General features: G+C 58.4%; 15 protein-coding genes, 1 tRNA gene and 2 pseudogenes. 10 read left to right on the top strand and 8 right to left on the bottom strand.

Annotated elements, in window-relative coordinates; translation table 11 throughout:
* Positions 1-23: 23 nt before the first annotated feature.
* Entirely contained in the window at positions 24-926 is a 903-nt protein-coding gene (locus tag ACSBPU_RS03390; protein ID WP_442595605.1) for an NAD(P)/FAD-dependent oxidoreductase, read from the bottom strand.
* 66 nt (positions 927-992) lie between these two features.
* On the opposite strand from ACSBPU_RS03390, the gene folB reads away from it, so the two are divergent.
* Both folB and ttcA read left to right on the top strand, forming a co-directional pair.
* Positions 993-1,352 carry a dihydroneopterin aldolase gene (folB, locus tag ACSBPU_RS03385; protein WP_442595603.1) on the top strand — a complete coding sequence of 120 codons (360 nt, stop codon included), beginning with the start codon at positions 993-995 and terminating at the stop codon, positions 1,350-1,352.
* 16 nt (positions 1,353-1,368) lie between these two features.
* The gene (gene ttcA, locus ACSBPU_RS03380; protein ID WP_442595601.1) at positions 1,369-2,334 is read left to right on the top strand and encodes a tRNA 2-thiocytidine(32) synthetase TtcA; all 966 of its coding nucleotides are present in this window, start codon (positions 1,369-1,371) and stop codon (positions 2,332-2,334) included.
* A 9-nt stretch (positions 2,335-2,343) separates the two neighbouring features.
* Here the strand turns inward: ttcA and ACSBPU_RS03375 are convergent, their stop codons facing one another.
* From ACSBPU_RS03375 to hemA, 5 genes are all read right to left on the bottom strand, one after another.
* On the bottom strand, positions 2,344-2,964 hold the full coding sequence (locus ACSBPU_RS03375; protein WP_442595599.1) for a UbiX family flavin prenyltransferase: 621 nt from the start codon (positions 2,962-2,964) through the stop codon (positions 2,344-2,346).
* Entirely contained in the window at positions 2,961-3,287 is a 327-nt protein-coding gene (grxD, locus tag ACSBPU_RS03370; RefSeq protein ID WP_180065994.1) for a Grx4 family monothiol glutaredoxin, read from the bottom strand. The genes ACSBPU_RS03375 and grxD overlap by 4 nt, the downstream gene beginning before the upstream one ends.
* 24 nt (positions 3,288-3,311) lie before the next feature.
* Positions 3,312-4,136: a peptide chain release factor N(5)-glutamine methyltransferase gene (gene prmC, locus ACSBPU_RS03365; protein ID WP_442595597.1), complete on the bottom strand. Its 825-nt coding sequence runs from the start codon at positions 4,134-4,136 to the stop codon at positions 3,312-3,314.
* Positions 4,129-5,208, bottom strand: a complete 1,080-nt coding sequence (gene prfA / locus ACSBPU_RS03360; RefSeq protein ID WP_442595595.1) for a peptide chain release factor 1 — start codon at positions 5,206-5,208, stop codon at positions 4,129-4,131. Before prfA ends, prmC begins: the two co-directional genes overlap by 8 nt.
* A 63-nt stretch (positions 5,209-5,271) precedes the next feature.
* Positions 5,272-6,546: a glutamyl-tRNA reductase gene (gene hemA / locus ACSBPU_RS03355; RefSeq protein WP_180066000.1), complete on the bottom strand. Its 1,275-nt coding sequence runs from the start codon at positions 6,544-6,546 to the stop codon at positions 5,272-5,274.
* A 219-nt stretch (positions 6,547-6,765) separates the two neighbouring features.
* Here hemA and ACSBPU_RS03350 point away from each other — a divergent pair.
* The 5 genes from ACSBPU_RS03350 to ACSBPU_RS03330 all read left to right on the top strand — a co-directional run bounded on the left by ACSBPU_RS03350 (position 6,766) and on the right by ACSBPU_RS03330 (position 10,264).
* Positions 6,766-6,841: transfer RNA gene (locus ACSBPU_RS03350), tRNA-Phe, on the top strand.
* Between the two features lie 231 nt (positions 6,842-7,072).
* A complete protein-coding gene (locus ACSBPU_RS03345) occupies positions 7,073-7,807 on the top strand; it encodes a tyrosine-type recombinase/integrase (RefSeq protein WP_442595593.1) in 735 nt (244 codons plus the stop codon).
* A 356-nt stretch (positions 7,808-8,163) separates the two neighbouring features.
* On the top strand, positions 8,164-8,403 hold the full coding sequence (locus ACSBPU_RS03340; protein ID WP_442595591.1) for a helix-turn-helix transcriptional regulator: 240 nt from the start codon (positions 8,164-8,166) through the stop codon (positions 8,401-8,403).
* A gap of 192 nt (positions 8,404-8,595) precedes the next feature.
* Complete coding sequence (locus tag ACSBPU_RS03335; protein ID WP_442595588.1) at positions 8,596-9,351, top strand: type IV toxin-antitoxin system AbiEi family antitoxin domain-containing protein; 756 nt, start codon at positions 8,596-8,598, stop codon at positions 9,349-9,351.
* Entirely contained in the window at positions 9,344-10,264 is a 921-nt protein-coding gene (locus ACSBPU_RS03330) for a nucleotidyl transferase AbiEii/AbiGii toxin family protein (RefSeq protein WP_442595586.1), read from the top strand. Before ACSBPU_RS03335 ends, ACSBPU_RS03330 begins: the two co-directional genes overlap by 8 nt.
* A 251-nt stretch (positions 10,265-10,515) precedes the next feature.
* Here ACSBPU_RS03330 and ACSBPU_RS03325 read toward each other — a convergent pair.
* Both ACSBPU_RS03325 and ACSBPU_RS03320 read right to left on the bottom strand, forming a co-directional pair.
* Positions 10,516-10,722, bottom strand: a pseudogene (locus ACSBPU_RS03325) (transposase); the annotation flags it as partial.
* Between the two features lie 120 nt (positions 10,723-10,842).
* Positions 10,843-11,115: a metal/formaldehyde-sensitive transcriptional repressor gene (locus ACSBPU_RS03320; RefSeq protein WP_442595584.1), complete on the bottom strand. Its 273-nt coding sequence runs from the start codon at positions 11,113-11,115 to the stop codon at positions 10,843-10,845.
* A gap of 33 nt (positions 11,116-11,148) precedes the next feature.
* On the opposite strand from ACSBPU_RS03320, the pseudogene ACSBPU_RS03315 reads away from it, so the two are divergent.
* From ACSBPU_RS03315 to ACSBPU_RS03305, 3 genes and pseudogenes are all read left to right on the top strand, one after another.
* A pseudogene (locus ACSBPU_RS03315) lies at positions 11,149-11,342 on the top strand (transposase); the annotation flags it as partial.
* A gap of 118 nt (positions 11,343-11,460) precedes the next feature.
* Positions 11,461-11,784, top strand: coding sequence for an ArsR/SmtB family transcription factor (locus ACSBPU_RS03310; protein WP_442595582.1), 324 nt, complete (start codon positions 11,461-11,463; stop codon positions 11,782-11,784).
* Positions 11,785-11,788: 4 nt separating this feature from the next.
* Entirely contained in the window at positions 11,789-12,286 is a 498-nt protein-coding gene (locus ACSBPU_RS03305) for an arsenate reductase ArsC (protein ID WP_442595580.1), read from the top strand.
* Position 12,287 lies beyond the last annotated feature (1 nt).

Genomic DNA, 12,287 nt, shown 5'->3' with positions numbered 1-12,287 from the left:
CCCCGTCGGGGTCTGACCCCCTCTCAAACCGCTTCGAGCCGCGCCTGGATCGCCTTGGCGGCCGTCACGCCATCCGCCAACGCGGTGACGACGCAGGGATGCTGGCGCTGTGCGACTTCGCCGATGGCATACACGCCGGGATGGCTGGTCTGCGCAGTTTGCGTATCGGTTGCGATGAATCCTTGCGCGTTGCGCCGCAGGCCCAGCGATTCGGCATAGTCGGCGCAAGGCTCCCAGCCGTAGAACACCATGAGCAGGTCGTATTCGGCGCCATTGACGCTGCGCTTTGCGCCGTCGACGGCATATTCGCCGACATGGATGGCGGACCGCGATAGCTGCTGCACAAACTGGCGCTGCGCCCGCACCGTGCGCGCATACAGGTCCACCGACTTGGCGCCGTGCTCGAGCGCGTACAAGGCATTTTCGAATCCGTTGTCGCCGCCCCCCAGCACCGCGACGCTTTTCCCGTGGAAATCGTGATCGGAGACATGCTTGCCGGGCCCGACCAGTACGCCGGCCAAGCCGGAAAACTGCGCCCTTCCACGCGGCAGAACACCCGATGCCAGAACGACGCTGCGACCGCGCAGCGGCTGGGCATCAAGGCCTTGGACATGTACGGTGAAGCCTTGCGCATCAGCGTCGATGCGGTCCACCCGGCACGAAAGCCGGATAGGCACGTCGGCCAAATGAAGGCTGTGCGCGAGGTTGTCAGCCACTTGGATCCCGGTCATGCCGGGCAGGCTGGCATTCCACTCGTCCATGTATGAATGGCTGCGGCACAGCCCGCCCGGCTCGCCGGCGGCTTCGACCAGCACCGGCGCAAAGCCCAAGCGCGACAGCCATACCGCACAGGAAACGCCCGCGGGGCCCCCGCCCACGATCACCGCGTCGAATATCTTGTCGTACCTACCGCTGCTTGCGCTCATACCTGTCCCGAATTCCATTGCGCTGTTAAAGCACTACAATTCCAACAATTCCACAAGGCCCACATTATGCCCACCCGCCGTATTTTCTTTAGCCAGATATCCCTGGATGCACGTATCGGCATTCTCGAGCACGAATTGCGCGCCACTCAACCGCTGCACATCGACGCCGAATTCGACGTGCACGTCAACCAGCAAGTCCATGACCAGAACATACAGACAGTCCTGGATTATCGCTTGCTGCGCCACGCCATCGTAGACGAATGCACGCAAGCCCATGTCAATCTGCTGGAAACGCTCAGCGAACGGGTCGTCGAACGCATCTTCAAGGAATTCCGCGAAGTGCAATTCGTTAAAATCCGCATCAGCAAACCCCTGGCGTTCTCGGACTGCGCAGCTGTCGGCATAGAGCTGCAGCGCAGCCGCTGATCCATCATTCAATACCATGCAAGTCGAAACCATACCCACCATCGCGCGTGAGCAGGACGTTCACGAGGAAATCCGCCGGGCCCAGAAGCAACGCCTGAACGAAAACAAGCTGACCAAGCGTCTGATGCGTGAAACAGGCCGCGCCATCAGCGATTTCAACATGATAGAAGATGGCGACAAGGTCATGGTCTGCCTGTCGGGCGGCAAGGACTCGTACAGCATGCTGGACATCCTTCTTACGCTGAAGGCGCGCGCGCCCATCAAGTTCGACATCATCGCCGTCAACCTGGACCAGAAGCAGCCCGGCTTTCCCGATCATATCCTGCCGGAATACCTGAAATCGATAAACGTGCCCTTCCACATCGAAACCCAGGACACCTACTCCATCGTCACACGTGTGATTCCGGAAGGCAAGACCATGTGTTCGCTCTGTTCGCGGCTGCGACGCGGCATCCTGTATCGCGTGGCCGGTGAACTGGGCGCCACGAAGATCGCGCTCGGCCACCACCGCGACGACATCCTGGGCACGTTCTTCCTGAACCTGTTCTATGGCGGACGCATGAAAGCCATGCCGCCCAAGCTGATGTCGGACGACGGCAAGCACATCATCATCCGCCCGCTGGCCTACATTCCCGAGAAGGACCTGATCGCCTATTCGGAACTGAAACAATTCCCCATCATCCCGTGCAACCTCTGCGGCTCGCAGGAGAACCTGAAGCGCAAGGAAATGACTCGCATGATCGCCGAGTGGGACCGTAAATTCCCGGGTCGCTCATGGAATGTGTATGGGGCGCTATCGCGTGTCGTTCCATCGCACCTGATGGACACCGAGCTATTCGACTTCACCGGCCTCAAGCCCACCGGCATCCCGGACGACAACGGCGACAAGGCGTTCGACGCCGAGGACTTCGACGCCCTGGCGGCGTCGACCCTTCTTCCTGAAGGGGTCAGGCCGAGGGGTCAGACCCCGGATGGGGTCTGACCCTATACGCTAGGGGGTCAGACCCTGGACGGGGTCTGACCCCGATTCTGGCGCCTTGGCATCCATGCCCTCCCAGCTAGGCCCCGGGACGGCTACATCCACGAGCTCCAGCACGCGCGCGACAGTGTGATCCACCATCTCCTTCAGCGTCTTGGGATGATGGTAAAAGGCTGGCAACGGCGGAAAAACGATGCCGCCCATTTCGGTGACCGCGGTCATGTTGCGCAAGTGCGCCAAGTTGAAAGGCGTTTCACGCACCATCATCACAAGGCGGCGACGTTCTTTCAGCGTAACGTCGGCAGCGCGCGTGATGAGGTTATCGGACAAGCCGAGGGCGACCGCAGCAAGGGTGCGCATGGAACATGGCGCGACGATCATGCCTGCGGTAGAAAAGCCGCCGCTGGCCAAGGTCGCGCCGACATCCCGAAAACTGTAGACACGATCCGCCAGGGCATGGACCTCTTGCCGACTCATGCCCAATTCGTACTTGATGTTCAGCACACCTGGCGGCGACACCACCAAGTGCGTTTCCACATCGGGTACCTGGCGCAGCATTTGCAGCATGCGCACGGCATAAATGGCGCCCGTGGCGCCTGTTATGCCAATGACCAGCCTGCGCGGCGAGGTCACTCGAGCGCACCGGCCTCTTTCAGTACGGTGGCAAGTTCGCCGTTTTCATACATTTCGGCAATGATGTCGGAGCCACCGATGAATTCACCCTTCACATACAGCTGCGGAATGGTGGGCCAGTTCGAGTAGTCCTTGATGCCCTGGCGGACGAGGTCGTCGTCCAGCACATTGACCGTCACCAGCTTTGTGACGCCGGATGCTTTCAGAATCTGAATGGCACGGCCGGAAAAACCGCACTGGGGAAATTGGGCCGTGCCTTTCATGAATAGCACGACCGGATGGCCCGTTACGGTTTCACGGATGAAATCTTGCACTTCGCTCATGATGCTGTTTGTTCCTGGAAAAAATCAATTATAAAAACCACCGGTGACTCGCTCTATGCCGGCCAGATCCTGATGGCTGGCGATGCGCGAGAAGCCTGCCGAAGCCAGCAACCCTCGTACCGCGGCCGCCTGATCCCAGCCATGTTCCATGAACAGCGCGCCACCCGGCCTGAGCCTGGCGGATGCACCGCGGACGATGTCGGCGAGATCAGCCAAGCCGTCGCCGCCATCGGTCAGCGCAGCAGCCGGTTCAAAACGGACATCGCCCTGCTTAAGATGATGGTCGTTTACTGCAATATACGGCGGATTGGACACAATGACATCAAAATCCTTATGCCCCAACAGGGCATCGTACCAATTACCGCGCAAAAATTCGACTCGGGCCGCCAGGGCGCCTGCATTGGCCTGCGCGACAAGCAGAGCCTCATCGCTCAGGTCGGTCGCGTAGACGTCGGCGTCGGGCCGTTCCAGGGCAAGGGAAATCGCAATCGCTCCGGACCCCGTCCCCAAGTCCACGACCTTGGGCGCCCGATCTGACGGCAGGTGCCGCAAAGCGATTTCCACCAGGAGCTCCGTGTCGGGACGAGGAATCAGCACGGCCGGCGAAACAAGAAACATACGGCCGAAGAATTCGCGTTCGCCCAGTATGTAAGCCATGGGTTCGCCTGCCAGCCGGCGGGCTTCGAGATCATGAAAGCGCGCCACATGTTCAGAATCCAATGGGTCTGTATCGTGCGCAACCAGCCACACCCTGGAAACGCCCAGCACCCGCTGCCACAGCATCTGGAACTCAAGCCGAGGCAACGGTGAGCGGCCGGCCAGCCCACGCAGATGGTTCGCCTCAGTCATGCCCCAGGGCGGCCAGTTGCTCCGCTTGATGCTCGGCCAGGAGCGCCCCCGTCAGCTCGTCCATATCGCCTTCCATGATGTTGTTGAGCTTGTACAGGGTGAGATTGATGCGGTGGTCGGTGACCCGGCCTTGCGGATAATTGTAGGTACGGATCCGCTCGGAGCGATCGCCGGAACCCACCAGACTCTTGCGCTGTGCAGCTTCTTTGGCGTGTTGCTCCTGCTGCTGCTTGTCCTTCAACCGGGCGGCCAGCACCTGCATGGCCTTGTCCTTGTTCCGGTGCTGCGAACGATCGTCCTGGCACTCCACCACCAGCCCAGTCGGCAAGTGGGTGATCCGCACCGCCGAGTCCGTCTTGTTGATGTGCTGGCCGCCGGCGCCGCTGGCCCGGAAAGTATCGATGCGCAGGTCGGACGGGTTGATGACGATGTCGCTTTGCTCGTCGGCCTCGGGCAGCACCGCCACGGTGCACGCCGATGTATGGATACGCCCCTGGGTCTCGGTTTCCGGCACGCGCTGCACCCGGTGAGCGCCGGACTCGAACTTCAGGCGCCCATAGACGCCGTCGCCATCCACCCGGGCAATGACTTCCTTGTACCCGCCGATTTCCGACTCGTTCGCCGACATGAGTTCCACTCGCCAGCCGCGCCCTTCCGCATAGCGGCTGTACATGCGCAACAAGTCGCCGGCAAACAAGGCGCTTTCATCGCCGCCGGTGCCCGCGCGTATTTCCAGGAATACATTGCGGCTGTCGTCAGGATCGCGGGGAAGCAGCAGAATCTGCAACTCGGCTTCCAGCTCTTCCAGCTTTTCCTTTCCCAGCTTCAACTCTTCTTCGGCCATCGAGCGCATGTCGGCATCGGCCATCATTTCCTGAGCCGCACCGATGTCGCCTTCCGTCGCGGTAAACGCATTGAAGACCACGACCACCGGCTCCAATTCAGCCCGTTCGCGGGACAGCTTGCGAAATCGGTCCATATCGCCGGCGATTTCGGGTTCGGCCAACAGGGCATCGACTTCGATTAATCGGTGAGCAAGCTGCTCCAACCGATTGCGCATGGAACTTTTCATAAAACGAATGGGAAATGGACAGGGAAGAAAACGGGCGCAATACGACAGCAAGTCGTAGCGCCGCTAACGCCTGCGTTCGACGGTGGGCAGAAGCCGGGGCATGAGGCCCAGCAGTTGCTGGCGCTCTTCGCCTTCGCTGCGATTGAGGGCGGCCAGCGGACCGTGCATGTATTTTTGGGTAAGGCCGCGCGCCAGTTGTTCAAGGACGGCTTCGGGCGAATCGCCGCGTGCCAGCATGCGCCGCGCGCGTTCGAGCTCCGCCTGCTGGACCTCTTCGGCCGACTGTTGGAAGCTGACGATGGCCGGCACGATTTCACGGCTTTGAAGCCAGTGCATGAAGTGCTGGACGCGGGTTTCGATGATGGCTTCGGCCTGCACCACGGCGGCGCGACGGGCGTCGGTACCGCTTTGCACCATGCGGCCCAGATCATCGACCGAATACAGATAGACGTCGGCCAGGCGGCCGACTTCGGTTTCGATGTCCCGTGGCACCGCCAAGTCGATCATGACCATGGGACGATGCCGGCGCGAACGCGTAGCCCTTTCTACCATCCCCAACCCGAGGATGGGCAAGGAGCTTGCCGTACAGGACACGATGACATCGAAATCGGCGAGGCGGTCGGGGATGTCGGAAAGCTTCATGGTCTTGGCCACGAAGCGCGAAGCCAGGAGCTCGGCGCGCTCCAGCGTGCGATTGGCCACCACCATGTTCTTCGGCTTGAGCGCCGCGAAATGGGTCGCGCAAAGTTCGATCATTTCGCCTGCGCCGATGAACAGCACACCGGCTTGAGACAGATCGCCAAAAACGCGTTCGGCCAGGCGGACCGCGGCGGCGGCCATGGACACGGAGTGCGCGCCGATGGCGGTTTGCGAGCGGACTTCCTTGGCAACTGAAAACGTGCGCTGGAACAGCTGGTGCAGCAAAGTGCCCAACGAGCCCGCCTGTTCAGCGGCACGAACGGCATCTTTCATCTGCCCCAGGATCTGGGGTTCGCCCAGCACCATGGAATCCAGCCCGCTGGCCACCCGGAAAGCATGGCGCACCGCGTCGTTCTGTTGATACTGGTACAGGTGCGGCCGCAAGCTGCCCGCTTCCAGTCGATTGAAATCGGCCAGCCAGGACGGGATATGCTCTTGAACCTGCGGTTCGGCCGCACAGTAGATTTCAGTGCGGTTACAGGTGGACAGGATGGCCGCTTCGCGTACCGACGCACCAAATGCCGACCGCAGACCATCAAGCGCGGGACGCAGGACGTCGACCGGGAAAGACACGCGTTCGCGCACCGAGACCGGGGCGGAAACGTGGTTCAAACCGAAAGTAAGGACGTCTACGGACATGGGTATGGTATGTAACGCCATTGGCGCTTGCGATGTCCCATTATAGTCCGCTCCTGACCTTTTACTGAAATCCGGCTTTTGCTTTATCGCAAACTTGTGTAATATGCCGGCTTCTTCGTGGTCCCTGGGATACAGGTGGCTGCGATCAGGCGCAGACCGCCTGGAATGTGGCGATTCAGCACGCATTTTGTTTTTAGTGTATTATTTCGCCTTCTCGTTGGCCTGGTAGCTCAGTCGGTAGAGCAGAGGATTGAAAATCCTTGTGTCGGTGGTTCGATTCCGCCCCAGGCCACCATCCTGCTGTTCCAGCACGGTTCAAAACCTCCCAAACCTCAAAAAAATCAATGTCTTAGGCGCGATTCGCTGCCCAGGACGTCTCACTGCGCGTCGCTACATCCCGAGTTTGCCGGCCCCCCCAGGTGGTACCCCACAATAGATTCGTGAAAAACGAACGCTGGGGGGGCCAGTTGTGGGCTTCTTGAATGAAACTCAAATCAGGGCGGCGAAGCCGGGCCGGAAAGAATACATGCTCAACGATGGAGACAATCTGTACCTGCGTGTGAGACCCACGGGCAAGGTCTGGATCTATCGTTACGCCAAGGACGGTAAGCGCATCAAACTTGGGCTGGGACCATACCCTGAGGTAACGCTCGCGCAGGCTCGTGCAAAAGCATATGAAGCCAATAGTCAGCGGGCCAATGGACAAGATCCCAAGCAATCACGTGAGCAGCAAGAAGAACTCGCACGCATTGCGCGCCTGCATACCTTCGAATTGCTGGCTAGGGCCTGGCACAGCAGTGCATGGAAAGACCGCGAGTGGTCAGACGACTACGCGCAAAAAGTCATCCGCCACTTAGAAATTCATGTCTTTCCTTGGGTAGGTCACAAACCGATTGAAACCATCCTCCCCACCGAGATCGTTCAATGTCTACATCGGCCGAAGGATCGCGGCAATCTCGAAACCGCACAGCGTGTCCGGGAAGCCGTTCAGCATGTCTACCAATACGCCGTAGACGTAGGTGCAATGGAACCAGCGAAAAACTTCGTCAACAAGAATACGGGCGGGCTGCCACCCCCTCGTAGTCGGCATTATGCAGCGATCACTGAGCCAGCCAGATTAGGGCAATTACTGCGCGATATTCGGAACTACCACGGTAATTTCATTACGTGCTGCGCGCTGCGTCTTGCTCCCATGATGTTCCAGCGCCCAGGCCAGATTCGTCAGCATTATCAGCTAGCGGGGCGACATGCACCTGGGTAGGAGCAAAGCAGGTGAAAAATCATCCATATCTTGGGCTGGTAGCGACTGGCATTAACTGAGAGGTCGGATGACGGTCCGTATCAACGGACGCCGGTCCTGCCGAAGGCAGACCACACTGGACGGATGGCGCGTAATTCGTCCATGACAGCGGCAAAGACCGCAGTTTCCAGCATCTCGACGAACCGCAGCAGCGGAGCCAGCGGCGGGCGCTGCTGGGAACGATCAAAGCACCCAGCCCCCATCGTGGCATCTTGGCGGGCTGCTAACGACGGCGCAAACTGCGCCGGCTTTGGAAAGCATCCTGACCCCAGGGTGCTTCCCAAGGTCTCACGGAGGAGTATATGAAGGAGCAGGCAATGCCCAGCAACATCTTTGGCTACCCGTCACCCAGCAGGCAAACCCCGAAACAACCCGACGAAGCACTTCTGTATCGCGTACGCACGGCGCAAGCAAAGCTGGGCGTATCTCGGTCGACGATCTACCGACTGGTCAACGAAGGTGAGCTGGTGCTCGTAAAAATCGGGAAGCGCTCCAGCGGCATCACTGCGGCTAGTGTTCATGCGCTGATCGAGCGTAACCAAGCGCTCATTAACTGAACGGGCCTAAGGCGTGCGGTGAGCATGCCATGTCTGCCCGTGGAAAGCGATTAGATTCGGACGTATTTTTAACCTTATGCGTTAGAATCATGGCGAAATCTAATCGAAGCGCAGATAATCCTTATCATCTCAGAAAGGAATCACTCCTGTTCCTGCGCGCACAATGATTGAATTTCGTGTTATTTTTAACTCATGACAGGAAACTCACGACACAATCTAATCAAACGTGTGCAATCCGACCTCCCGCGCGGCGCACCGTTTGACCTCGACACCCTGGGGGAACTCGGTGTGTCTCCCAAACTTGCTGCCGACTACGCCAAGAATGGGTGGCTCGTGCGTCTGGCTCAAGGCGTCTACGCGTTCCCCAATGACGACTTTGATGTCTATGGCGCATTGCTGTTTCTTCAGCGACACGTAAAGGGACTGCATGTCGGGGGTAAAAGCGCGCTGACGCTGCACGGTATCAGGCACAACCTGGGCCGCGACAGGGTGGTGCTCTGGGGCGACACCCGTTATGCCCTACCCACCTGGTTCACGTCACGCTTTCCTGCCCGGTACGTCTATGCAAGCCTATTCAACTGGCCGGATGTCAACTTGCCCACCAAAACATTGGGAACCCCTCCCGGTTTGCCGGATCACCTCTGTGTAGCTGTCGCCGAACGCGCCGTACTGGAAATGCTGTACGACGCCGGAACCAAACAAAGCCTGGAAGAAGCCCGCAATCTTTTTGACGGCCTGCGCTCACCCCGCAAGGAACTGCTCGGCCAGCTGCTGGCGTGCTGCACCAGCGTCAAATCCGTTCGTCTTTTCCTTACCTGGGCGCGAGAGACAGGAGTGGTGGATGTCGATGATTTGCTAACACGCTACTCGATACACACGGGTAGCAACAAACGCTGGATGAGCCGGCTTCCCGATGGCAGTTTACTGAGCCTGAAACCTCATGGATAAAACTTACGCGGACACTGTCCGCCTGCTGCTGGCCGTTACGCCGGCGGTTTTCAATAACGACGTCTTCGCCATGAAAGGCGGTACGGCAATCAATCTTTTCGTACAGGACATGCCCCGCCTGTCCGTTGATATCGACGTAGTCTACCGACCCTGGCAAACGCAACGCAATGAAGCGCTGCAGGCCATCAACGATGAACTCGCTACCATCTCTGAACGAGTTCAGCCCCTTGGCCTGCAAACACGCCAGATTCGCAGCAAAGACCTTGGTGACACCAAGCTGATCATTGAAAACGAAAGCAGTCAGGTCAAAATTGAAGTGAACATTGTGTTCCGTGGCACGGTACTGCCGGTCGAATACCAATCATTAAGTTCAAGAACCAGTGATCTGTTTGGGGTTGAGTTCGAGGCCCCCATCCTTGCCCGTGATGAACTGTACGCCGGTAAATTAGTCGCTGCCCTGGATCGGCAGCACCCCCGCGATCTGTTCGATGTATGGCAATTGTATGAGTCAGGCGGGCTGACCCAAGGCATGGCCGAATGCTTCACCATCTACCTGGCGGGTCACAACCGTCCTCCGCATGCAGTACTGTTTGGCAGCGACAAGGACATTTCGGCGGAATACGAACGTGCGTTTGTGGGCATGACGGAAGTAGAGTGTTCGTTGGATACCTTGCTTGCAGCACGCTCCCGCTTGAGGCATGATCTTCCACAACAGTTGGCCGATAAGCACAAGCAGTTTCTTGGCGGCTTGGTTCGGGCTGAACCCGATTGGTCCTTGCTTGAATGCAGTCATGCCAGAGAACTTCCCGCCCTGCGCTGGAAGCTCACCAATCTGGAAGCATTCCGCAAACGTCGCCCGGCTGATTTTTCAGCACAAGCAGACGCGTTACTGACAGGCTTGGGGCTTGCATAAGACACCAGTCGATACGACTACCTGCACGCAAGAATCCAACCAAAGACCATTTTTGTTGTTTTTCTGCACTGGCACCCCTGATGGCACCCCGTAACCCGTGCTTAAATGGAAAAGCACACAAACACTGGCCTGCCGCTCATCAATTCGATTCCGCCCCAGGCCACCATCCCCTCTTCCCCTCTGGTTTCATCGCATCCCATTTCTCTCTAAGAAAACAAGGCTCTACCCCATTTTCGGGGGATGCGCATTCACTAGACACGGTTGATGACACCGTTCCAACCGCACTGGGCCAAGACCCGCATGCGGTAATTCTCAAAATTCCTGAAGCCATACGCTCTGCGCGAGAGCATCTCCATCTTGGTGTGGAATCCTTCGGTGATGCCGTTGGATTTGGAGAAGCGCCACATGCGCACAATCGGCTCCAGCCACGATGTTAGCGTAGCGGCCAAGTCACCGAGCTTTCCGGTGTCGAAGGAAAAACGCGGATTGCCCGCATGCCTACGCGCAAAACGCTCGAGGCCGGGATGGTGTTCGTCGTCATCAGGAGTCCCGTATGTCGCAAGCACGTAAGGAGTGGCTCATTTCATGTAGGCGCGGATGACCTCAATCATTTCCTCGCCGCCTTGATTGCGTTCCCTGTCCGTTTCGACTGCCAGGACGTGTTGGCGCAAGTGATCTTCCATCACTTCGGCCGTCAATCCATTGACCGCGCCGCGCACAGATGCGATCTGACGCAGTACTTCCACACATGCCGCGTCCGAATCCAAAGCACGCTCAATACCTTCCAACTGCCCTTTGATTCGACGGACACGGGCGATCAGCTTGTCTTTCTGGCGGGATGTATGGGACATGAGAACCAACAGCCAAATATAGTATAGGGGGATATATTATGTCAGATTATTGCCATCCTGAAGCAGGCCGAAGCCGGTACGCCAGTGCCAGAGCTTTGTCGTGAACCTGGCATGAGTAGCGCGTCGTTCTATAAATGCTGCGCCAAGTACGGCAGCATGGAGCCGGCTTGATGTCACGTATGAAGGAGTTGGAAGCGCAGAATGCTCGTCTGAAGAAGATGTATGCCGCTTAGCCTCTACTTTTAACGACCGTTAAAAAAGAGGGAGTTACTCCCGGAATCTTAAGATATAAAAATGTATTCGTAGCAACTTCCATTAGTTCAATAAACGTTGTATTATAGAATAATGAATGAAACTCAAACTGTTGCCGCCTTGAGCGCCCTGGCCCATACCCAGCGCTTACGCGTGTTCCGGGCTCTGGTTGTGGCCGGCACGGAAGGGCTCACGCCCAGCATCCTGGCCGACCAGCTCGACGTCGCTCGCAACACCCTGTCTTTCCATCTGAAAGAACTCGCCCACGCCAAGCTGGTCACCATCGAGCAGCAGGGGCGCAATCTTATTTACCGCGCCGATTTCGCCCACATGAACGGGCTTCTCGGCTACCTGACCGAGCACTGCTGCCAAGGCGGCGTCTGCGAAGTCTCCGATTCCCCGCTCTGTGACTGCTGACACCATGACGACTCCCACCCTCTATAACGTGCTGTTCATCTGTACGGGCAACTCGGCCCGTTCCATTCTGGCCGAAGCCATGCTCAACGAGTTGGGAAAAGGACGCCTTAATGCCTATTCGGCAGGCAGTTACCCCAAGGGGGAGGTGCATCCCCTGGCGCTTGCCACGCTAGAGCACCTGCGCATGTCCACGACCGGCTACCGCAGCAAGAGCTGGGACGAATTCGTCGCGCCCGGCGCGCCGGTGCTCGACTTCATCTTCACGGTCTGCGACAACGCAGCCGGCGAGGCTTGCCCGGTCTGGCCCGGCAAGCCTGTGTCAGCCCACTGGGGTGTCGCTGATCCCGCTGCTGTCGAGGGTACGGAAGAACAGCAGCTCAAGGCGTTCAAGGATGCCGCACGAATCCTGCACCGACGGATCGAGCTGTTCCTGTCCTTGCCGCTGCAGCGCCTGGATGGTTTGTCGCTGCAACGCGAGTTGCGCAGTATTGGTCAGCAGTGAG

The sequence above is a fragment of the Parapusillimonas sp. JC17 genome, assembly GCF_052180245.1.
In the GTDB taxonomy this organism is placed as follows: Bacteria; Pseudomonadota; Gammaproteobacteria; order Burkholderiales; family Burkholderiaceae_B; genus Parapusillimonas.
This window is presented reverse-complemented; position numbering and strand designations above follow the sequence as displayed.

What these genes read in the sequence shown, in the direction of transcription:
- folB (WP_442595603.1), top strand. Translation starts at nt 993, where the DNA reads ATGCCCACCCGCCGTATTTTCTTTAGCCAGATATCCCTGGATGCACGT.
- ACSBPU_RS03340 (WP_442595591.1), top strand. Translation starts at nt 8,164, where the DNA reads ATGCCCAGCAACATCTTTGGCTACCCGTCACCCAGCAGGCAAACCCCG.
- ACSBPU_RS03310 (WP_442595582.1), top strand. Translation starts at nt 11,461, where the DNA reads ATGAATGAAACTCAAACTGTTGCCGCCTTGAGCGCCCTGGCCCATACC.
- ACSBPU_RS03335 (WP_442595588.1), top strand. Translation starts at nt 8,596, where the DNA reads ATGACAGGAAACTCACGACACAATCTAATCAAACGTGTGCAATCCGAC.
- ACSBPU_RS03390 (WP_442595605.1), bottom strand. Translation starts at nt 926, where the DNA reads ATGAGCGCAAGCAGCGGTAGGTACGACAAGATATTCGACGCGGTGATC.
- ACSBPU_RS03345 (WP_442595593.1), top strand. Translation starts at nt 7,073, where the DNA reads ATGCTCAACGATGGAGACAATCTGTACCTGCGTGTGAGACCCACGGGC.
- hemA (WP_180066000.1), bottom strand. Translation starts at nt 6,546, where the DNA reads ATGTCCGTAGACGTCCTTACTTTCGGTTTGAACCACGTTTCCGCCCCG.
- ACSBPU_RS03330 (WP_442595586.1), top strand. Translation starts at nt 9,344, where the DNA reads ATGGATAAAACTTACGCGGACACTGTCCGCCTGCTGCTGGCCGTTACG.
- ACSBPU_RS03305 (WP_442595580.1), top strand. Translation starts at nt 11,789, where the DNA reads ATGACGACTCCCACCCTCTATAACGTGCTGTTCATCTGTACGGGCAAC.
- prmC (WP_442595597.1), bottom strand. Translation starts at nt 4,136, where the DNA reads ATGACTGAGGCGAACCATCTGCGTGGGCTGGCCGGCCGCTCACCGTTG.
- ACSBPU_RS03320 (WP_442595584.1), bottom strand. Translation starts at nt 11,115, where the DNA reads ATGTCCCATACATCCCGCCAGAAAGACAAGCTGATCGCCCGTGTCCGT.
- ttcA (WP_442595601.1), top strand. Translation starts at nt 1,369, where the DNA reads ATGCAAGTCGAAACCATACCCACCATCGCGCGTGAGCAGGACGTTCAC.
- grxD (WP_180065994.1), bottom strand. Translation starts at nt 3,287, where the DNA reads ATGAGCGAAGTGCAAGATTTCATCCGTGAAACCGTAACGGGCCATCCG.
- prfA (WP_442595595.1), bottom strand. Translation starts at nt 5,208, where the DNA reads ATGAAAAGTTCCATGCGCAATCGGTTGGAGCAGCTTGCTCACCGATTA.